The 21521-nt window shown below is 57.2% G+C and carries 18 protein-coding genes; 4 read left to right on the forward strand and 14 right to left on the reverse strand.

Going from position 1 to position 21521, the window contains the following annotated elements:
• Positions 1-96: 96 nt before the first annotated feature.
• The gene (gene dnaA / locus RBB44_RS04205; RefSeq protein ID WP_306149562.1) at positions 97-1557 is read right to left on the reverse strand and encodes a chromosomal replication initiator protein DnaA; all 1461 of its coding nucleotides are present in this window, start codon (positions 1555-1557) and stop codon (positions 97-99) included.
• Positions 1558-2609: 1052 nt separating this feature from the next.
• Positions 2610-4022: an FAD-binding oxidoreductase gene (locus RBB44_RS04210; protein ID WP_306149561.1), complete on the reverse strand. Its 1413-nt coding sequence runs from the start codon at positions 4020-4022 to the stop codon at positions 2610-2612.
• Between the two features lie 171 nt (positions 4023-4193).
• Here RBB44_RS04210 and fabI point away from each other — a divergent pair, with 171 nt between their 5' ends.
• The 3 genes from fabI (at position 4194) to RBB44_RS04225 (ending at position 7071) form a co-directional block, all read left to right on the forward strand.
• Positions 4194-5012 carry an enoyl-ACP reductase FabI gene (gene fabI / locus RBB44_RS04215; protein WP_008191954.1) on the forward strand — a complete coding sequence of 273 codons (819 nt, stop codon included), beginning with the start codon at positions 4194-4196 and terminating at the stop codon, positions 5010-5012.
• A gap of 101 nt (positions 5013-5113) precedes the next feature.
• A complete protein-coding gene (locus tag RBB44_RS04220; protein WP_306149560.1) occupies positions 5114-5767 on the forward strand; it encodes a histidine phosphatase family protein in 654 nt (217 codons plus the stop codon).
• Between the two features lie 122 nt (positions 5768-5889).
• Positions 5890-7071, forward strand: coding sequence for a DUF3095 family protein (locus RBB44_RS04225; RefSeq protein WP_306149559.1), 1182 nt, complete (start codon positions 5890-5892; stop codon positions 7069-7071).
• Between the two features lie 29 nt (positions 7072-7100).
• Here the strand turns inward: RBB44_RS04225 and RBB44_RS04230 are convergent, their stop codons facing one another.
• Positions 7101-9359, reverse strand: coding sequence for a bifunctional diguanylate cyclase/phosphodiesterase (locus RBB44_RS04230; protein WP_306149558.1), 2259 nt, complete (start codon positions 9357-9359; stop codon positions 7101-7103).
• Between the two features lie 268 nt (positions 9360-9627).
• Between RBB44_RS04230 and aroC the strand changes: the two genes are divergently transcribed.
• On the forward strand, positions 9628-10713 hold the full coding sequence (gene aroC / locus RBB44_RS04235) for a chorismate synthase (RefSeq protein ID WP_133948158.1): 1086 nt from the start codon (positions 9628-9630) through the stop codon (positions 10711-10713).
• An 18-nt stretch (positions 10714-10731) separates the two neighbouring features.
• On the opposite strand, the gene RBB44_RS04240 is transcribed toward aroC, so the two are convergent.
• From RBB44_RS04240 to dxs, 11 genes are all read right to left on the reverse strand, one after another.
• Positions 10732-11292 carry a hypothetical protein gene (locus RBB44_RS04240; protein ID WP_306149557.1) on the reverse strand — a complete coding sequence of 187 codons (561 nt, stop codon included), beginning with the start codon at positions 11290-11292 and terminating at the stop codon, positions 10732-10734.
• A gap of 24 nt (positions 11293-11316) precedes the next feature.
• On the reverse strand, positions 11317-12636 hold the full coding sequence (gene ribB, locus RBB44_RS04245; RefSeq protein WP_306149556.1) for a 3,4-dihydroxy-2-butanone-4-phosphate synthase: 1320 nt from the start codon (positions 12634-12636) through the stop codon (positions 11317-11319).
• A 72-nt stretch (positions 12637-12708) separates the two neighbouring features.
• Positions 12709-13827 (reverse strand): class I SAM-dependent methyltransferase, encoded by a 1119-nt coding sequence (locus tag RBB44_RS04250; protein WP_306149555.1) that lies wholly within the window; start codon positions 13825-13827, stop codon positions 12709-12711.
• A 3-nt stretch (positions 13828-13830) separates the two neighbouring features.
• Positions 13831-15063: a class I SAM-dependent RNA methyltransferase gene (locus RBB44_RS04255; protein ID WP_306149554.1), complete on the reverse strand. Its 1233-nt coding sequence runs from the start codon at positions 15061-15063 to the stop codon at positions 13831-13833.
• A 49-nt stretch (positions 15064-15112) separates the two neighbouring features.
• Positions 15113-15853 (reverse strand): TlyA family RNA methyltransferase, encoded by a 741-nt coding sequence (locus RBB44_RS04260; protein ID WP_306149553.1) that lies wholly within the window; start codon positions 15851-15853, stop codon positions 15113-15115.
• Between the two features lie 39 nt (positions 15854-15892).
• Complete coding sequence (locus tag RBB44_RS04265; protein WP_286189728.1) at positions 15893-16027, reverse strand: hypothetical protein; 135 nt, start codon at positions 16025-16027, stop codon at positions 15893-15895.
• Positions 16028-16079: 52 nt separating this feature from the next.
• Positions 16080-16706, reverse strand: coding sequence for an SCO family protein (locus tag RBB44_RS04270; protein ID WP_286189729.1), 627 nt, complete (start codon positions 16704-16706; stop codon positions 16080-16082).
• Positions 16707-16733: 27 nt separating this feature from the next.
• The gene (locus RBB44_RS04275) at positions 16734-17273 is read right to left on the reverse strand and encodes a copper chaperone PCu(A)C (RefSeq protein ID WP_306149552.1); all 540 of its coding nucleotides are present in this window, start codon (positions 17271-17273) and stop codon (positions 16734-16736) included.
• A 36-nt stretch (positions 17274-17309) separates the two neighbouring features.
• A complete protein-coding gene (locus RBB44_RS04280; protein ID WP_306149551.1) occupies positions 17310-17696 on the reverse strand; it encodes a hypothetical protein in 387 nt (128 codons plus the stop codon).
• Between the two features lie 99 nt (positions 17697-17795).
• Positions 17796-19244, reverse strand: coding sequence for an MFS transporter (locus RBB44_RS04285; protein WP_306149550.1), 1449 nt, complete (start codon positions 19242-19244; stop codon positions 17796-17798).
• A 183-nt stretch (positions 19245-19427) separates the two neighbouring features.
• Entirely contained in the window at positions 19428-21389 is a 1962-nt protein-coding gene (dxs, locus tag RBB44_RS04290; RefSeq protein WP_306149549.1) for a 1-deoxy-D-xylulose-5-phosphate synthase, read from the reverse strand.
• Positions 21390-21521: the final 132 nt, after the last annotated feature.

Genomic DNA, 21521 nt, shown 5'->3' on the forward strand with positions numbered 1-21521 from the left:
CTTCACAATCAAATGGCAGGGCAATCACGTCTGCCACATCAATAGGGTATTGGGTGAAGCTGGCTTGAAGCTTGCGTTAATCAGGCCAGCATCGTGTCACGCGTGGACGAGACGCTTCAGGAGTTCGACCTCTTGGGCCAATGCTGCGTCGCCCGCAACCATGCTTTCGATCTTGCGCACAGCATGGAGAACCGTGGTGTGGTCCCTGTTGCCGAACCGGCGTCCGATTTCCGGCAAGGACCGCCCTGTCATGACCTTTGCGATGTACATCGCGATCTGGCGCGGACGGACTAGGGTCCGGGCACGGCAGGAAGACAGCAAGTCGGCCTTTGTTACGCTGAAGTGCTTGCAGACAACGTTTTGAATGTCTTCGACCTTGATGGACCGCGGCTCACCGATCCGGACCAGATCATGCAAGGTCTTTTCGGCAAGCTGCATGGTAACCGGCTGTTTGGTCAGCTGGTTGTGTGCAAACAGGCGGTTCAAGGCGCCTTCCAGATCCCGTGCGGAGGAAATCACATAACGGGCGATGTAGTCGATCACTTCGTCCGGAACCGTAAAGCCGGGATGGGTCCGGCGCGCCGAGAAGATCCGTTTCTTGAGGATATCGTGACGGAGCGCGTAGTCGGTCGCCTGGATCGTGACAACTTCACCGGTCTGGATGCGTTGGCGGACCGTGGTGCCCAAAGTGCTCATTTCGTCCGGAGCCCGGTCTGCCGCCATGATGATCTTCATCGGCGATTCCATGAGCATTTCGAGAGTTTTGCCGAACTCTTCGTGGCCTTGTTTGCCGTGCAGGAACTGCAGATCATCGATCAAAAGCAGATCGATGGACTTCATGGCCTGGCGCAGAACCGGGTAGGCTGGTGTGCGCAGGGCTGGTACCAGGTGGTACATGAAGAACTCAGCAGACAAATAGGCCACCCGGCGCCCACCTTTCCGTGCTTCGGTGGCCGCAGCCTGGAGCAGGTGCGTTTTGCCGATGCCGGTGGAAGAGTGGATGTAGAGCAGGCCGAGCGAACCATCGTGACCGGCCGCCATTTGGCGCACTGCTGCACAGGCGAGGCTATTGGACGTTCCTTCGGCAAAGGTATCGAAGGTCAGTTTCGGGTTCAGCGCGGCGCCGTTCAGGAAATCAGCTGCAGCATCCTCACCCGTGTCCGCCAGGCACGGGATGGACGCAGCTGTGTTGACCGAGCCGAACTGAGGGTTTGTGGCAAATGGGGCGGCCCGGCCGCTGATGCGGCGTGCCTTGATCGGTTTTGGTGACTGGTTGCCAGCCGGCCGCGGGCGGAGCGCGCCGCGAACCGTCAGCTCAACCCGGCTGATGTCGTCGTGCTGCCGCTGCCACAGGTTGACCAGCTGCTTTTCGTAATTGCTCAAGATCCAGTTCTTGAGAAATGGTGTCGGGACCGACAAACGAACCGCATCTCCGTTTGTCTCTTCGTGTTTTACCCTGCCGAACCAGTTGGAGAAAATGTCTTCGCCCAGTTCATTTTTCAGTTCCGCCTTCACCCGATCCCAAGGATCGGACACTTGTAGAGTCTGAACCTGCATTGTGGCCTCCATCCAAAGAAACGCACTCGTCGCTTCTTCACGTGCACTGTCCTGCCTGGCTGCGATTGCTCTTGCCGCAGCCTTTTGGCTGTTTTCTGGCCTTCACGGCCGGTTGGCTTATTCTTGCCTATGAACAACGTTAACTATTTGCTTACCATATTTTCAAATAGCTAATTTTTATGGGGTCATAGACGTTTTGTATTGTAATTTTTGTAGATGCCCAGTCTTCGATTCTGTTGATTAGGGAAGGAGACTTGCCCTTTTACTCGCCGCCGAGCAGAGAGCTAGATCCAGCCCAGTATTCCTCCTTGGTCTGCTATTGGTTTCTGCCGTTGCAAGTTTGGATTTTAGGAAATTTTTAACTATTTCGAAAATTATCCAGGAGTTTTCAAAAGGTAAGCGCGAAAATTGGGAATTCTTTGTATGTGAATTCTGCGATCGCGCTGAGAAATAATGAGAATTTTCCCAAGGTGGTGTTCGCCAAAAAAACGGCCCGAATTCAGGATGGACCCGATTTTTGCTGAAAACTTGCCTTTTCGGCAGTGGATTTGTGGGAAAAACCTGGCCTTAGGAACTTAGGACTGAGGCGGGGTAAACCGTCTTTTGACCACTTGGTCAGAATCAAAAAATTCGTCTAAACAGGCATTTACTTCACAGAGTGAAATTATCGGGTCAGCAATCGCCGCTAAGTCGGTTGGCCTGTGCATCCCCGTTCAGGGCATAAATCGCTGCAATATGGTAATTTTGACAATTGCACGTCTCAGCAGGAATGCTCCGCCAATCCGTTTGGCCTACCTTTTGACGCCGTTTACCGAACCGGCAAGTACAGCATTCACTGTTGGAAGTAAAAATAGACATTTACTCCAAAGGGGAGTTGGCGCAGCCGATGGATATTGCCAAGTGGCTGATTTTTCAAAGCAGCAGTTTTGCGTGTTGAGCCCGGCGCGGCACACGGGTGTTCCAAGGCTGAAGTGCCGCCCTGAAACACCACTATAGTAGTCTGGGCAGAAAAGCGGTTAGGGGAGGCGGGCACCTCCCCAATTTCAGTATATTTAGAGTACCCGGCCCGGGTTCATGAGGTTTTTCGGATCGAAGGCCGATTTGATCCGGCGCATGAGATCGAGCTCGATCTCTGATTTGACGTCGCGCAGCAGATCCTTCTTCAAACGCCCGATGCCGTGTTCGGCAGAAATGCTGCCGCTGAAATCCGCAACAATGCCGTGGACGATCGCATTCATCTCGTCCCACTTTGCGAGGTAGGCTTCCTTGTCCGCGCCAACCGGCTGGCTGACATTGAAATGGATGTTGCCGTCGCCCAAGTGGCCGAATGGCACCGGCCGGCACCCGGGAACGAATGCTTCGACGGCAGCAATCGCTTCATCAAGGAAGGCGGGAATGGAGGCAACCGGGACCGAAACATCGTGTTTGATGGATCCGCCTTCGGCTTTTTGGACTTCCGACATGCCATGGCGAATGTGCCAGAAGTCCTGAACCTGGGTGAGGTTCTGGGCGAAGGCTGCGTCTTCAACCAACTCGGCTTCAAAAGCTTCGCCCAGAATGCCTTCCATAAGGTCCCTGACCGGGAACACTTCAGAGCCGCTGGACAGCTCCATCAGCACATACCAGGCGTGTTCGCCCTCCAAGGGATCCCGTGCCCCGTCCAGATGATCGAGACAGAATTGCACGCCGACACGCGGCATGATTTCAAAACCGGTGAGCAGCGGTCCGGCCTGCGCCTTGGCCATTGAAAAGACCTTCAACGCGGCATGCGGGTTGGCGAGGCCGATAAACGCAGCTTCCAGTTTCTTCGGCTTTGGAAACAGCTTTAAAGAGGCTGCCGTAATAATCCCCAGGGTGCCCTCTCCACCGATAAACAATTGTTTCAAATCATAACCGGTATTGTCCTTGCGAAGGGTGCGCAGACCGTTCCAAATCTCACCGGTCGGCAGCACAACTTCGAGCCCGAGAACCAGGTCCCGGGTGTTGCCATAGGCCAGCACGGCGGTGCCGCCGGCGTTGGTCGAAATGTTGCCGCCGATCTGACAGGAGCCTTGCGCGCCGAGTGACAGCGGGAACAGGCGGTCGACTTTTTCAGCCTCGTTTTGCACCGTCTCAAGGATCACGCCGGACTCCACGGTCAGCGTGAAACCGTCCGGATCGACGGCCCGCACTTTGTTCATCCGGGTGAGAGAAAGAACGATTTCGTCCCCGGATTCCTGCGGAATTTGACCGCCGACGAGTCCGGTGTTGCCGCCTTGCGGGACGACCTTCAGATCGTTCTCACAGGCATAGCGCACCACCGCGCTGACTTCTTCGGTGGACCCTGGCCGCAGTACCATTGGCGTGACACCTTTATATAGGTCACGCCACTCGGTGAGGAACGGGGCTTGGTCTTCGGCGGTCGTCAATACGTTGGCTGCGCCGATCATTTCGGCGAAGCGTTCAGCGTGAGGGGAGGGCTCCATAGTCGGGATTCTCGTCCTGTTCCGTGATCAAATTTTGCGGCTAACATAGTGATTGAACCGGCCCCCGTCGACGCTTCATTCCGTCTCGGTCTGACTTGAAGGAGAAAATGCCTTGTGCCATAGGAGGCCAGCCCGCTCGGGTGGTGAATGGAATCCTAATCGGAGAATACGATGGCGGAAACGCGCGGACTGATGAACGGTAAACGTGGCTTGATCATGGGCTTGGCAAACAAGAAGTCAATTGCCTGGGGGATCGCCAAATCGCTTGCCGATGCCGGTGCCGAGCTTGCCCTCACATACCAGGGCGACGCTCTGAAGAAACGCGTGGAGCCGCTTGGGGAAGAACTGGGTGCGTTTGTGGCCGGTCATTGCGATGTAACCGACACTCAGTCCATCGACGACGTCTTCAAGGCGCTTGAAGAAAAGTGGGGCAAGATCGACTTTCTGGTTCATGCCGTTGCATTCTCCGACAAGAACGAGCTGACCGGCCGTTTCGTTGATACGACCGCCGATAACTTTGCCCGCACGATGGATATCTCCTGCTACTCGTTGACCGCTGTAACCCAGCGCGCCGAAAAGCTGATGACCGACGGCGGGTCGATCCTCACCATGACCTACTATGGTGCAGAGAAAGTCATGCCGCACTACAACGTCATGGGTGTTGCCAAGGCGGCTCTGGAAACCAGCGTCAAATACCTCGCGATGGATCTCGGACCGCAAAACATTCGCGTCAACGCGATCTCTGCCGGACCGATCAAGACGCTGGCGGCGTCCGGTATCGGCGACTTCCGCTACATTCTGAAATGGAACGAATACAATTCGCCGCTGCGCCGTTCCGTGACAATTGAGGAAGTTGGTGACAGCGCCCTGTTCCTCCTGTCCGATCTCGGCCGTGGTGTCACTGGCGAAATTCAGCACGTCGATTGCGGCTACAACATCGTCGGCATGAAAGCCGTCGATGCGCCGGATATTTCCGTCGTCAAAGACTGACGCGCGCGCAACAAACCCAGGCGGGGCCCCCGCCTAGGATATTCCAATTTCAGCGCTCCGGCTTATATCCTGCCGGAGCGTTTTCATATCCGGACACCTTCATGACGATTGTACCTGCGCCTCAAGCCCCAGAATATCTGCAGAAGCTTTTTGATCCCGGATTTCTGATTTTCATCCGCCACGGCCAAACCGATTGGAATGCCGAAAGCCGGATGCAGGGCCAGAAGGACATTCCATTGAACGCGCATGGTGAAAGCCAGGCGACGAACAATGGGGCGCTCTTGAAGGGGTATTTGGAGAAAGAGGAGATCGATCCGGATACCCTGGATTTTGTCGCGTCTCCTCTCGGCCGGACCCGGGCGACGATGGAACGTGTCAGGGCGGAAATGGGGCTTGCGCCGGATACGTTCAGGCTCGAAGACCAATTGAAGGAAATCACCTTTGGTAACTGGGAAGGTTTCACGCTTGAAGAGCTGGCCGTAAATGATCCGGATCTCGTCGAACAACGGCGCGCAGACAAGTGGCGTTTCGTGCCGCCGGGCGGGGAAAGCTACGAGATGCTTGCGGATCGCATCGGACGGTGGCTTGTGACCGTTGACCGTCCTTCGGTCGTAGTGTCCCATGGCGGTGTCTTTCGGGTACTGCGCGGTCTTCTGGAAGGTGGTTATACGGACAAGGTTCCGAAATACGATGTTCCGCAAGACAAGGTGTTCGTTTGGCGGGACAGCCAGATGACCGCTGTTGAAACAATCTGAGAGCAACCCGGCCACTTACGGGGCCGGTGTCTTGACGCATATGTGAACTGAAAGCGGGCGGTCCGGTCATCGGATACCGAGCTTCAGTCCGTATGAACCTGTACTCATACGGAGACAAAGACATGTCCGCAGAAGACTTCTATTCCGAGCTTCCTAGCTGCCAAGATTTCAAGTCGGACAACATACGCAATGATTTCATTCCCGTTCCGGAAGACTGGGTCGTCCTGACTGCCGACATCGTTCGATCCCGCGACGCCATCAACGCGGGACGCTATAAGCACGTCAACATGGTCGGTGCGGCCGTCATAGCCGCTGTCCTGAACAAGATTGACCGAGAGCGCGTGCCCTTTGTCTTCGGCGGCGATGGGGCTGTTGTGGTGGTGCCAGAGGCCGACAGAAAACTCGCAGAGGAAGCGATTGCCGGCGTTGTTGCGCTCGCACGGGATGTTGTGGATCTGGAATTGCGGGCTGCATCCATTCCGGTTGCGGACATCCGGAAAAGGGGCGGCGACATCAAGGTCCGCAAATACTGCCTCAGCCCGGGAAATCATCTTGCCATGATCATCGGCGACGGCTTGCTGATCGCGGACAGGATCCTCAAAGACCCCGAGGCCGTGAAGGCCTATGCTTTGGCGGCATCTTCCGATGATCCCGTTTTGAGCGGGTTGTCCTGCAGATGGGAACCGTTGGATGCCCAAAATGGGTACATCGTTTCCGTCATCTTGAAACCGGCGACGGACGAGAGTTTGCCGCAGATTATCGAAGGATTGGCCGGTGGACTTGGTTTTAATCCGCTGACGGACGACGAAAAGCTCCGTTTGGCAGAGGGACCGCGTCTGAAGTTCCGGTTTCCGCCGCGCACCCTGTCGCTGGAAGCAAGTTTCGGTTCGCCGGGCCGCTGGCTGAAAGGCTATCTCATGGGGATCGTGGAGAGCCTGTTCTTCATGTACGGGTACTACACTGGGCGCCGGGTTGGGCCCTTCGAGCCCAAGAAATATATTAAAGAGCTTAGTCTCAATACCGATCACAGGAAGCTCGGGGACAGTTTGCAGCTTGTCCTCGATCTGACTCCGGATCAGCTGAGCGCGGTGAAAACGTATCTGGAAAGCCAATCAAAAGCGGACCAACTGGTTTACGGGCTCCATGTGTCTGATAGTGCCCTGATGACCTGTTTCGTGCAGGATGTGTCCAACAACCAGCACATCCACTTTGTGGACGGGGCCAATGGCGGCCTGTCTTTGGCTGCCATCGATTTCAAGAAGAGACTCGCAGACCGGGTCGCAATTTCTCAGATCACCAATTGATCCGCCGCTGAAAGCCGAAAGTCAGAGGCTCACGCGGTTACGGCGTACATCTTGCCGTCCGCATTCAGGACCGACTGCCGCTGGATCATATTCAGGATTTGATCTGCCGGTACGGCCTTTGAGACCAAAAAGCCCTGGATGTAATCGCAGCCATTTTGTTGCAACCAGAGCCGTTCGCCCTCGGTTTCAACGCCTTCCGCCAAAACGCTGATGTCGAGGCTCTTGGCGAGATTGATCAAGGCGCTTGTGAATTTCTGCAGACCCGGATTGGTGTCAACTCCGGTGACAAAGCTGCGGTCGATCTTCACGCGATCCACCTTGAGGTCCCGTAGACTTGAAATGCTGGAATGGCCGGTGCCGAAATCATCGAGTTCAATGAAAAAGCCAAGTTCTGACAGGCGCGCAATGTTGGCTTTGACCGGCATGGCTGCGATCTCGTCGATCATGACAGCTTCAAGGATTTCGAGGTTGAAGTTGGAAGGCTTGAGACCGAGGCTGACGATCTTGGCGTAGATCTCTTCAGCCACATTTTCCTGTTCCAGAAAGCTTGCTGACACGTTCAGTCCGAGATGAATGCCATGCATGTCCCGGGTTTCGAGCGTCGTTGCCAACGACAGTACGTTCTCGCGAACCGCTGTTTCGATAAGTTCCATATATCCGGCATCTTCTGCGGCGGGCAGGAAGGCGCCTGGAAAGCGGACCTGATCTCCATCTATCCAGCGGGCGAGGGCTTCCGCGCCGATGATCTGTCCAGTGTGGATGTCCACCTGCGGCTGGTACCAGGGAACAATGTTGCCATGTTCCAGGGCCGATAGGACTTCCTTCGCGGTTTCCGCATTGCTCTCAAAAATCGCGCGCATCATTGGCGAGAATACTTCGAGCTCTTTGGATCCCTTTTGTTTGGCCGCGCGCAAGGCAAGTGTTGCATCCGTCAGGATGTTTTCGCTGAGTGCCGTGTTTGCTTTGTGAAAGGAAACCCCGGCGTTCGCATCGATTACCGTTTCCTGGCCTTCCACGACTTTGACCGAGCATATCTTTTTCAAGACTTTCCGGGCGAACGATTCAAAGGCTGCGATGCTGTTGGCGTCCCTGCGGAGTAGGGCGAACTCACTGCCGCCTGTCCGGCATAGGAAGTCTTTTGGGCCTGCGATCGCCGTGAGGTCACTCGCAATGGCCCGCAAGATCATGTCGCCAGATTCGTCCCCAAAACGATGATTGATCTTGCGGAACTGGCGGATGTCGAACACGACAAGCCCAGATGTGCCATTTGAGCTGGACGGGCGGACGGTTCGGAGTGCTTCCAGAAGAGCTCGGCGGTTCGGCAGGCCTGTCAATGGATCGTGGAACCCGAGCTTTTCAAACTCCTTTTGCGTCCGGTCTGCCAGTGCCCTAACAAGAACAGCACCGATCCCAAAGGCGATGAAGATCACAGCCGTCGCAACAGCGCCGGCTAAGGAGACTGCCTGAAGTGTGTCCTGCTTTTCTTCGATCAATGCAGCGCGCAAGTAATCCAGGGTTTCTTGCCACAGAGTGTATGTGGCTTCGATCAGCAAAGGCTCCGCAGTGATTACGGGTTCTGCGACGATATCGGTACCTGTTTCGGCCTGTATCGTCGACGTCAGAAACTTGGCTCCTTGGGTCTGAAAGGCAACGTTCGCCTCGCGGTACTGTCTAGCCATGAGACGCAGGTCATCTGCTGCCGGGCCTACGAGATCGGTGAACAGCAATACGGTGTCACGTGCCGCGCCATCGGCGGCCACCTTGAATTGCCCGCCCTGAACCGGAACCATCATCTTGTCCCAGACGTTGATGGTGTCCTTTGCCGACAGGAGTTCGGCATTCTCGCGCATTTTCGACGTTTCGATAATGACGGAGGGCAGAATTTCAGTCAGCAAATGAGGGAGTTTTGTTGTCTCGTACGGACTGGATGATGAGATCTTGGCAAGGGCTGCGATCGAAAGTGCCAGACTTCTGGCATGTCTCAGCGATTTGGAGACATCTTCTTCCGTCGCAAACTCTGTCAGTTGGGTGTCCAGATAGTCCGCATAATCGGGGCCACCGAAGCGTATAAGCTGGTTGCGGTAGTCGTCTGGGATCTCAAGTGAAGGGATGCCACGCGACTTTTCCTCCGTCAGTGGTCCCAGCGCTTGAAGCAGGCCAACGCCCTTCAAACTGCGGTCAATCGCGCGGACACTTTCGAAATTCCCGTAAAACCAAAGCGAGGCAAAGAGCAGGCTGGGCGCCAGCAAGAAAATGATCAGACCTGTTAGCCAACCACGAATGCGCACGATAGAATCCCGCTGACCTCAACTTGGGAAGGCACGATAAAGATTGGTGTTTAACGATTGGCAAATCCGGTTTTATAAAAACGGGTCTATCGCCGTTTCACACGTATAGGTGATCTGTTTTTGATCAATCAGCGATTTTCTTGTTTTCTGTCATTTTGACATGCGTCGAAATAGAAGACCGCTCCAACGCCTCATGGGCTTGAGCTTCAAGGGCGGATGGCTTATCGCTCGCAGTCTTGGTTCACGCTGCTTTTTGGGAAAGCCACGGATGTCGCACAACAGTTTCGGTCACATGTTTCGGGTCACCACTTGGGGGGAAAGCCACGGACCTGCAATCGGCTGTGTTGTTGATGGCTGTCCGCCGCTCGTTCCGCTGACCGAAGCCGACATTCAGGGCTTCATGGAAAAGCGTAAGCCCGGCCAATCCAAGTACACGACCCAGCGGCGTGAACCTGATGAAGTAAAGATACTGTCCGGCGTCATGGTTGATGAAGACGGCGTGCAGAAAACAACTGGCACACCGATTTCGTTGATGGTTGAGAACACGGATCAACGGTCCAAGGATTACTCGGAAATCAAGGATCGGTTCCGCCCGGGCCACGCCGATTTCACCTATGATGCGAAATACGGTATTCGCGACTATCGCGGCGGTGGGCGATCCTCTGCCCGTGAAACGGCAATGCGTGTCGCAGCTGGTGCCGTTGCGCGGAAGGTTCTGCAGGGTGTCACGATCCGCGGCGCTCTGGTTCAGGTTGGGCCGCATAAACTTGATCGCGGCAATTGGGACTGGGCGGAAGTCAACAACAACCCGTTTTTCTGTCCCGACCCAGCAGCCGCTGCCCAGTGGGCGGAGTATTTGGACGGGGTGCGCAAGGCGGGATCCTCCGTCGGCGCGGTGATTGAAATCGTGGCGGAAGGTGTCCCTGCTGGTTGGGGCGCGCCTATCTACGGCAAACTGGATACGGACCTGACCGCAGCGATGATGTCCATCAACGCAGTAAAGGGCGTTGAAGTCGGCAACGGCTTTGAGTCCGCGACCTTAACCGGTGAAGAAAACGCCGATGAAATCCGCGTGGATGATGTCGGCCGGCCGGTGTTCCTAACGAACAATGCCGGCGGGGTGCTCGGCGGGATCTCCAACGGTGATCCGCTGGTGGTGCGCTTTGCGGTCAAACCGACATCGTCGATCCTGACAGAACGCAAGTCCATTACACGTCAGGGCGAAGAAGTCGATGTGATGACCAAAGGCCGCCACGATCCGTGCGTCGGCATCCGCGCCGTTCCGGTAGGCGAGGCCATGATGGCCTGCGTTTTGGCCGACCACATGATCCGCCACCGCGGCCAGGTCGGCTAAGACTGAACGACCGAAGGTTTAGACAAACTTGAACGTCCGGATGCGGGTCAGAACTTCGTCCGGGTCGCCGACAAGGGTGTGCAGGTTGACGGAAATCAGCTCCCGGCCGTGTTCGCGTTTGCTGCGCTTCCAGTTGCGCATTGTGAACCGCTTCCATAAGGGTGTGTGTTGGCCTTGAGTGACGGCATCTTCCAATGGGCGGGTTAGAAGCACGTTCAGTTTGATCAACTCGATGCTGCGGACGCTCGTGCGGGTCAGATCGATCATCCGGATGGCTCCCCAATCGATAAAGCCGATCCGGTCGATAAAAAGTCCATCCTCATTCGCGCCCAGTTGCGGGCGCTTTTTCTCAAGCATTGGAAAATGCCAATAGGCGATGACCGCTGGACCGAGCGCTGCGAACAGCAACAGGTACATGCCGGACACGATGCTCACGACTGCGAAGAGACCTGCAAGCAGCATACAGCCATAGACGATGGCCTCGCTGTTCCGTCGGTCGTAGCCGATTGTGAACGGCGCGGGAGCTGGCTTTTCAGATCCCTTGCTCTCGGCTTCCTTGTCGACCACCTGTTCTTTCATGCAGCATTATCCAATCTGTTGACCTCACAAGTCGAGGATCTCTGTTTCGTCGATCTTGATGTCAAACCCCTCCAGCCCAACGTAGTGCCGCTCACGGGAGGCCAGCAGACGAATGGAGCTGACACCCAGATCTTTCAGAATTTGAGCACCCAGTCCGACTTCCCGCCATTGTTCCTGTCTAGCTTGCGCGGAGCTGTGGTCTTCGGTTTCCGCAGCTTCGAAATCCGATCTTGGCCGGGTGGACTGACGGGCAACCCCCACAGATCCCTCGCGCAGATAGACAACAACGCCGCGTCCCCGGTCGGCGAAATGCCTCATGATGGTGTCAAGCGGGCGGGCATCCCCGAACGTGTCGTCCAGCACGGATTCCAGTTGCAGGCGAACTGGCACGCTGCGGCCATCCAGAATATCACCATAAACGATGGCAACGTGGTGCATCGGGTCGTAGGGCGTGGAATAGGTCATGGCGTAAGCCGGGCCTGCAATTGTCTCAACCGGCTGCTCGTTGACCCGCTCGACCATGCGTTCCGTTCGCTGGCGCCAGGCGATCAGGTCGGAGACCGACACCATCTTCAGATCATATTCGGCGGCAAATTCGGCAACCTGCGCTCCGCGTTTGACCGTGCCGTCGTCATTGACCAGTTCACTGATCACGCCAACCTGTTCAAGGCCGGCCAGGCGGCACAGATCGACAGCGGCTTCCGTATGCCCGGAGCGGATCATGACGCCGCCTTCCTTGGCAACCAGTGGGAAGATGTGGCCGGGACGGACAAAATCGTCTGCGCCAACATTCGGGTTGGCCAGCGCACGGACGGTTGAGCAACGCTCTTCAGCCGAGATCCCGGTGGTCAGGCCCTGGCGGTAGTCGACCGAAATGGTGAAGGCGGTTGCGAGCGGCGCATCGTTTTCCGCAACCATCGGGTCGAGGCGCAACCGCCGCGCATGGGCCACAGTCATCGGCGCGCAGATGATCCCGGATGTGTGCCGGACCATGAACGCCATTTGTTCAGGCGTGACCTTGGAGGCGGCGACAATCAGATCGCCTTCGTTTTCGCGGTCGTCATCGTCGGTCACGACCACCATTTCTCCACGTTCGAATGCGCGGATTGCTTCTGCGACACGGGCCTGGGACACGGGATGCTCCTTGGTTGTAGCTAGTCCGAGAAAGTCGTTTGGAGTGACTTCGCCATTCGTGGCGATGGCGATCTTGCGGGCCATATCGCGCGACACCCAGACATTCGGGTCGTTGCACAGGGCGGTAACGGAGGCAGGGGACAGGTTTGCCCGGCGCGCGAAGGCGCTGCGGCTTTCCCCTGTTTGCAAGAGCCAATGATCCAATCTCATAAGACCGGATATACGCCCTTCGGCTTTCAGTCACAAGACAAGATGCAGAAAAATTTCAGTAATACTGAAAGGTCAGGCGGTTTTCACAAATCCCGCAGCCCGGGACACAAAGGCGGGCCGCATCCAGCGTTCATCAAGCCCCACATCCGCGCACAGGCTCGTGAAGTCCTCTTTCAAATAAGAGGTATAGTATGGCTCGTGGAACAGCTGCGGAAAAATCGTCAAAAGTCCGTCGTAATCCGGCACATCGCCGGTTTGCAGGCTGTCGACGAATAGAAACGAACCGCGTGGTTTCAGGACCCGGGCCACCTCGCTTAAAACCTGGCGCCGGATTTTCGGGGGCAGTTCGTGAAACAGGAACACGCACGAAACAACATCGAGCGAGTTGTCCGCGAAGGGCAGCTCTTCGGCCATCGCGGTCACATATCTGGCGCGCGGACTTTTGAACCGGTCCCGCGCAACGTTGAGATACGGTTCTGAAAGGTCCAGTCCGATCCCGGACAGGCGCGGAAAGGCATTGAGCGCGGGGCGGAGCAGGCCGCCCGTGCCGCACGCAATGTCGACATAGGCGATCTTGCGCTGGTCCTTGCGTTTCAGGATTTCCGCGAACGGGAGGAGGGCCTTGCGCCGCATGGCGGCTGTTGCCCCGGAAAACAGGACATCCACTTGGAAATCATAAAGCCGTGCGCTGTCTTCCGACAGCCAGCCATCTGTCTGGAAATGGAAGTTCTGGCGATAATAACGTGGAAGCGCATCGGCAAAGGCCGGGCCGTCCTGGTTGACTTCCTGATGGGTGTTTTCGGCCCGCCGCCGCGCCACTTTGGGCACATCCTTGAAAAAGGCCTGGCTGGTCTGCAAAAGCTCCCTTGGGCTCAGGGTGCCGTCTGAAGGCATCGGATAGATGCCATCTTCAACCGCCTTCATGTCCTCGGCAAACAACCTGACGATGTCGGTGAGCATGCGCCGCTGGCTCGGGACCGGGCCTTCCGGGGTGACTTTCGGCGTTTCGGGCAGGTCCTTTTGAAGCCGCAGGTTCATGCGGCGCATAGCTTCGGAATGTAATGTGTAGAGCGCTACACGACTGCCCTGATGGGCCGCATAGCGGAGCCTGCGGGCAACTTTGGCAATCGGGGGCGGTGACCGGCGCAAGCCCTCTTTGTCAGACACATTCTGATCCGTCACCGCAGCCATGGTTCACTCCCGTTTTAAAACTGCCACCGCCTCAATATGGGGCGAGAAGTGGAACTGGTCTACCGGGGTGACAGAGTGAAGCGCATAGCCGCCGTCGATCAGGATCCTCAAGTCCCGGGCCAGCGTTGCCGGATTGCAGGAGACGGCGACGATCGTCTTCACTTTCGATTTGGCCAGCATCTCGGCCTGAGCTTGAGCGCCGGCACGCGGCGGGTCGAAAACAACAGCGGCAAATGGATCCAGCTCTTCCGGCACCAGCGGGCGGCGGAAAAGATCCCGCTTTTCGAAGGTCACCTTCTTCAAGCCCTGCGGCTTGCGCAAGGACCGGTCGAGCGCGGCAATCGCGGCCGGGTCGCCCTCAACCGCATGGACGTTGGCTGCGCGGGCAAGCCTGAGTGCAAAGGTGCCGACACCGGAAAACAGATCGGCCACGGTCTTGGCCTTGCCAACACCTGCGGCAACAAGTTCTGAGAGCGCCTCTTCAGCGGCATGCGTTGCCTGCGTAAAGCCGCCCGGTGGCGGGACGAGGCCGGTGCCGCCCATGTCGAGCAAGGGCGGGCGCACTTCCAGAAGGATTTCGCCGTTCACACTGAGGCGCGCCAGATCCAGCTCCACGGTCTTCTGGCTCAACGCCGGGATCTTGCGGTCATAAGCCTTGTCGGCCTTTTCAAAGGCGACATCCAGACCGGAGGTGGTGCTGAGCACGGTTATCCGGAGTTCGCCCTTCTTCGGCACCAGATCAGCGGCCAGGGATTTCAGGCCCTTGAGTGCGCTGGTGATGCTTGGGTCGAGCACCGGGCATTCAGAGATATCGACCAGCTTGTGGCTGGCTTTTTCATGATAGCCGAGAAGAACAGCCCGCCCGGCCCGGGTCGCCGTAAAGACCGCCCGTCGCCGGCCACCTTGGGTCGCTGCGATGGTCTGCGTCACGTCAGCGTCTATGCCCTGGGTTTTGAGCGCCTTTTCGACAAGGCTCCGTTTCCACGACAGATAGGGCGCTTCGGCCAGGTGCTGCACCGAGCAGCCGCCACAGGCCGCGTAGTGCCGGCACACCGGCTCAATACGGTCTGGCGATTGGGTCAGATAGGCTGGGTTCTGCGCCCGCCCATTCTGGACCTTGGCCTCAACAGTCTCGCCTGGCAGGCCTCCGGCCACATAAACAGGCCCGGTATCGGTGATAGCAATGCCATCTCCCCGATGGCCCAGCTCGGTGATTTCTAGTCGCGTCTCAGTCATGGCCGAGCGATACAGGCGAACGCAGGTCGGGGCAAGCAATAGGTCGGCTTTAGGCCGCTTTCTTCCCGTAAAGCAGCCATTCGGCGTTGCCGTCGCCGCCTTTGACCGGAGAGGGTATCAAGTCCCCGGCGGTCCAGCCCGGCACGGTCCCAAGCCAGTTTTGTAGGTGTTTGGCTGTTGTCTCGGCAATCTCCGGGTCCACCAGTCCGCCTTTGCCGATGTTGTCCTTACCGGCCTCGAATTGCGGCTTCACCAGAAAGATGCCGTCCGCCCCCGGGGATGCAAGGTCGAGGGCAGGAGGGAGAGCGAGTTTCAGAGAAATGAAGCTGACATCGGAGACCAGCAATTCCGGCTGATCGCCGGTGAGGTGCTCAAGGGTCAGCTCGCGCGCATTCAATCCGTCTTGTGCCAAAACTCTGGGATCGCTGCGCACGCTGTCGTGCAGTTGGTCATGCCCGACGTCTATGGCATGGACTTTTGTTGCCCCGTTTTGCAGCAGAACCTGTGTGAAGCCGCCGGTCGACGCGCCGATATCAAGGCAAATCTTGTCTACCGCCGAAACATCAAAGGCGCGCAATCCTTCGATCAGTTTCAGCGCGGCGCGGGAGACGTAGGCTGCCGCCGGATCTTCCACGGCAATAACAACATCTGCGGCGACTTTTTGAGCTGGTTTGCCACAGACCGCGCCGTTCACCGAAACCGTGCCGCGCAAGATCGCATCCCGGGCACGGGCTCGGGAGGGAAAGTGACCGGTGTCGACAAGGTGCTGATCAAGACGCTGTTTGGACATCAGAACGGGCTAATCAGAAAGGAAGGGGGCGGTGGGTTGTCAAAAACACCCGGCAATTGCGGAGATGAGACGGTCGACATAGACCCGCTCGCCTGCGTAGAGCCACAGCATTGCGGACAACGCGACAAGGCTTGTCGCGCCAAGCGCCAGTCCGAAATAAAGCGACGTTTGCATTCCGCCCTTATCCTTTCAACCAAACTATCCGACGCAATCCTGTCGCAATTCGTCAGGAGGACGCCGGGGCATTTTCGATCAGCCGCTTGAGTTTGGCCAGTGCTGTTTCTTCCACTTCGCCATAAGCAATGGTGCCGACGAACTTGTTGTCTGCATTCATCAGATAGACGGCCGCGGAATGGTCCATCGTATAGTCGCCGTCGTCAAGCGGAACCCGCTTTGCATAGACCCGATAGGCCTTCAGCATTGAATCGATGTTCTCGCGGGACCCGGTCAGGGCCAGGATGCGGTCATCGAATGCACCGACATAATCGCGCATAACGTCTGGAGTATCCCGCTCCGGATCAACGCTGACAAAGGCGTAGTTGAGTTTGTCTGCATCCGGGCCCAGAGCTTCGATCCAGCCCTGCAGTTCCGACAAGGTGGTGGGGCACACGTCCGGGCAATAAGTGAAACCGAAGAACATGACTGTCGGTTTTCCGGCCAGCGTCTGGTCGGTCACGGTTTCGCCGTTGCCACTGACCAGTTCGAACGGGCCACCAATGGCAGCCAGTGGCTCGATCAAGGCCCCGGAATTGTTGCTGGAAGTGGTTTGCAGATAGACAAGCGCGCCGGCCACGCAGGCAAGGACGGCAACTGCCGCCCAAGCCACGTACCGGAAGAGTTTCAAACCTGACATGGTTGGCTCTCCCTGGGTCCTTTGGTGTTAGTTGGTCTTGCTGTGGTCGTGACCACTGTGATCATCGCTACTGTGGTCATGGCCACTGTGATCCATTTTGCCGTGGTCCATGGCTTTCGCGCCCATCTTGGCGACCGGCAGTTCGACGGCGACATCACCAGCTTTTTCGAACGTCAAAACGACTGGAACGGACGTGCCCTCTTCAAACGACTGGTTCAGCCCCATGAACATGATGTGCAAGCCGCCCGGCTTCAAGGACACAGTTTCGCCAGCCGGGATCTCAATGCCGTTTTCCATCTCGCGCATTTTCATCACGCCGTCGGTGACGGCCATTTCATGCAACTCGACTTTCTTGGAGACATCGGAGCTGGCCGCGACAAGGCGATCAGCCTCTGTTCCTGTGTTCACGATTTCGATAAAGCCACCGCCTGCCTTGGCTTTCGGAGGTGTTGCCCGGGTCCAGGCGTTCGACAGCTCAAGAGAGCCGGCAGAATAATCGGCTGCTATGGCTGTCATAGAGACGAGCGAAAGTGCAGCTGCGGCTGCAACGGAAGTCCAGAGTTTCATTTGTGAATTCCTCGTGTTCTGTAGGTTTGGTTCGGGTCAGACACGAAGAACAGGCGGTGCACGGATTGGCCCGCTTTTGCCGATGGAAAGATGAGGTGCGCGTTGCGCGTGGTGGGGCGTGTTGAGGCCTATCGGATCATTGGCCGACAAGCGCTCAATCTGCGCCGGAGCAAGGCACGGGCCAGCTGCACAGCCATGCGGACAGCTCGTTGCGCAGGTGCAGGTGATCGGGTCATGCGCACCTTGGGTGGAAGGGTCAAGATCTGTTGTGAGGCAGAGGCTCGCAAGCCCGTCACCAGCAATCGAGCCGGTGGGTGCGAGGGCAGTGCCGAGTGTGATCAGGATCAGCCGGACGGCAAACGCAAGCCCAGTGAGCGCCACCAGTGGTGTCCGCTCTTGCCGCAAGATCCTGAGTGTGCTCATGCGCCATTCCATGGGGCGGCTATAAGCTGATTGCGGACTTCTGTCGAGCGGCGAAACAGCGCAGAAGTTCGATTGTCCGCTCAAAAGGCCTCCAACACGTCAGGTTTTGTCTGCCGGCTTTGCTGGTGCCTCTGACAAAGTCTCGGAAGGCTTGCCTTCTGGGGCACCGTCCTTGAGTGATGTGTCAGTGCCACTTGTATCATCGGCGGAACCAACCTCGGTCTCGTCTTTTTCCGGATCGCCAGAAGCTTCGGTATCGAAGTTGTAGATGTCATCTTCATAAGCCGGGAACTCTTCCGGCGGGATGACATACTCTTCGTCTTCGGCGTTCAGCTCTTCGGTCGAAATAACGGTGCCGACCTGCGCCGTTGCAGCGTACTCGAAGTCTGTCTTTTCTTCGGCTGTCAGCGCTTCGCGGGTCAGGACGCGGGTGAAGATGAATGCGGCCATTAAGACATTGAACGCGATCACCATCACGTAGAGACCGGACGGGCCCATCTGGCCCATCAAGACTGAGGCGACCAGAGGTCCGACGATCGAGCCGATCCCAAAGGACAGAAGCATGCCGGATGAGGTTTCAACGAAGTCTTCCTGCGCTGCGTGGTCAAACGCGTGCGCCACGGCAATCGCGTAGAGCGGCTGCGAGAACATGCCGACGAGAACAGCCGTGCCGGCAGCAATCAGGAACGCGTTCGGTGAGAAGACAACGATCGCTGTCGAGGCCGCCGCGGTCGCAAGTCCCAGAATGATTATCACGAGACGCCGGTCCATCCGGTCGGACAAACGGCCGACCGGCCATTGGGCAATCAGACCGCCACCGATGATCGCGGCCGCATAGAACGCGGACTGGTTGGTGCTCAATCCGATCTGAGATCCATAGAGCGGCGTCAGCGTCAAAAGTGCGCCTTGAGAAATGCCGATGAAAAACACCCCGACAAAGGCAGCCGGTGAGTTCTTGTAGAGCTGAACCGGTCGGAACCGGACAAGTGTGATCGGCGCAGGTTGTGCAGAGGTCGTCAACGAGACCGGCATGACCGCCAGGCTGACCGTGACTGAGGCAATCACGAACGGAATGAAAGACGCAATGCTCATCGTTGCGATGGACACCTGGCCAAGCATCAGCGCGCCGAATAGGATCACGATGTAAACGGACATGATCGTGCCGCGGTTTTCGTTGGTGGCGCTCTCGTTCAGCCAGCTCTCGACGATCATGTAAAAACCGGCGAGACAAAAACCCGAGACGATACGGATCACGACCCAGAAGACCGGATCCACGACGACGGGATGGAGGATGGCAGCCGCTGACATCATGGAAACGAGCGCGGCGAAGGCCCGGATATGGCCAGCCCGCATAATCAAGAGCGGAGCGCCGAAGCATCCGATGACCATTCCCACAAAGTAAGCGGACGAGATCGCACCAATCTCGAAATCTGAGAAATAGAATCGGTCCGCAGCGAGCGGCAGCAGCGTTGTCTGCAGGCCGTGGCCAAAAATGAGCAGAGCAACCGACAACAAGAGTGCGGAAACCGAGAGTAGCGTCTGTGCCATGGCAGCCTCCTGAGCGTTTCGTTCAGCGTCCGGAACGTTCAAATCGGGCGAAAAACAAAAGCGCCGGCAAGATGCCGGCGCGGTTTTTTATATTTCTCCAGCCATAATCTTCCTGCGCCCGGCCTGTCAATCCGCATTTTCCGGCGCGGCGTGGCTCAAATTCGCCGAGCCCTGGCACAAGGCTTATGCGCGCTGAGATCCGCTCATGAATTCGGTGCCAAGCGCTGCAAAGACTGTTTTGAGAATACCGTCCTTATCGAGACCGGCAGACGCGTACATGGATGCCGGTTTGTCATGGTCCTGATACGTGTCCGGAAGGGTCAAGGTGCGGATCTTAAGGCCGGCATCCAGCGCGCCTTCTTGAGCCAGTGCGCTCAGGACATGGCTGCCGAAACCGCCGATGGATCCTTCTTCGATTGTCACAAGCACTTCGTGTTCGCGCGCAAGTCGCCGGATGAGATCCATGTCGAGCGGTTTGGCAAACCGGGCATCTGCAACAGTTGTGGAAAGACCGGCGGCATCCAATTCATCAGCGGCTTTCAAGCATTCGGCCATCCGTCCGCCGAAGGAGAGAAGCGCCACCTTGGTGCCTTCGCGGCGGACAATGCCTTTGCCGATTTCCAGAACAGTGCCGCGTTCCGGCATCTCTAGCCCAACACCTTCGCCGCGTGGATAGCGGAAGGAGATCGGGCCCTCATCATAGGCAACAGCTGTTGCCACCATGTGCCGGAGTTCGGCTTCGTCAGAGGCCGCCATCACCACAAATCCCGGCAGGCAAGAAAGATACGCGGTATCAAACGCACCGGCATGGGTGGCCCCATCAGCGCCGACGAGACCTGCACGGTCGATCGGAAACCGAACGGGCAGTCCCTGGAGAGCGACGTCATGTATCACTTGATCATAGGCGCGCTGCAGGAACGTCGAATAGATCGCGGCAAACGGCTTGTAGCCTTCGGTCGCCATTCCAGCCGCAAAGGTGACTGCATGCTGTTCGGCAATGCCGACATCATAGGTGCGCTCCGGGAAGGCTTCGCCGAAGAGGTTCAGGCCGGTGCCGTCGGGCATGGCCGCTGTGATGGCGACCACCTTTTCATCGTCTTCAGCTTCCTTGATCAGCGAAGTTGCGAACACATTAGTGTAGCTCGGCGCATTGGCCTTCGGTTTGGACTGTTTTCCCGTGACCACGTCGAACTTGGCAACGCCGTGATACTTGTCTTTCGCGCCTTCTGCCGGCGCGTAGCCCTTGCCCTTCTGGGTGACAGCATGGATCAGGACTGGACCATTGTGCGTATCGCGGACGTTTTTCAGGATCGGCAGGAGATGCTCAAGGTTATGCCCGTCGACCGGGCCGACGTAATAAAAACCCAGCTCTTCAAACAAGGTGCCGCCGGTCCAGAAGCCTCGAGCATACTCTTCCGCCCGAGCCGCTTTTTCAGCCAGCTGCTTCGGGAAATTCTTGACGATGTTCTTCGCGGCACCGCGCAGCGACTGGTAAGTCGGGCCTGAGACTAGCTTGGCGAGGTAGGCAGACATTGCGCCCACCGGCGGGGCGATCGACATGTCATTGTCGTTCAGGATAACCACAAGCCGGGAGCCGAGGTGCCCCGCGTTGTTCATCGCCTCGTAAGCCATGCCTGCGGACATTGCTCCGTCACCGATCACTGCGATGACGTTGTTGTCGCCATCCTTCAGATCACGAGCCGCTGCCATGCCAAGGCCGGCCGAAATGGATGTCGACGAATGCGCCGTTCCGAAGGGGTCATAGATGCTTTCAGAGCGCTTGGTGAAACCCGACAGGCCCCCTGGTTGGCGCAGGGTCCGAATTCTGTCCCGACGTTCGGTAAGAATCTTGTGCGGATAGCTTTGGTGTCCAACGTCCCAAATGATCCTGTCGTCCGGCGTGTTGAAGACATAATGCAGCGCGACCGTTAGCTCTACGACACCCAGACCGGCGCCCAAATGCCCTCCGGTTATGGAAACCGTATCAATGGTTTCGGTGCGCAACTCGTCGGCCAGTTGGCCGAGCTCGGTTTCATCGAGCTGGCGCAAATCGGCCGGAGAGGACACCTTATCGAGCAAGGGCGTTTTTGAATCTGCAGTCACGCTGGGGAATGCTCCGGAATAGAAAACATGGCGGGCAGCCATACACCAACCTTATGTATGGCGCAAACGCTGTACGATCAGGGGGGCACACCTTGAAATGTGACACCTTGGTGAACATGCATTGAGATAACGGGTGTATGCGGGAATTTATGCACTTATAGCGCTAAATTTTCG

It is taken from the genome of Roseibium sp. MMSF_3247, from assembly GCF_030733765.1.
GTDB lineage: Bacteria > Pseudomonadota > Alphaproteobacteria > Rhizobiales > Stappiaceae > Roseibium.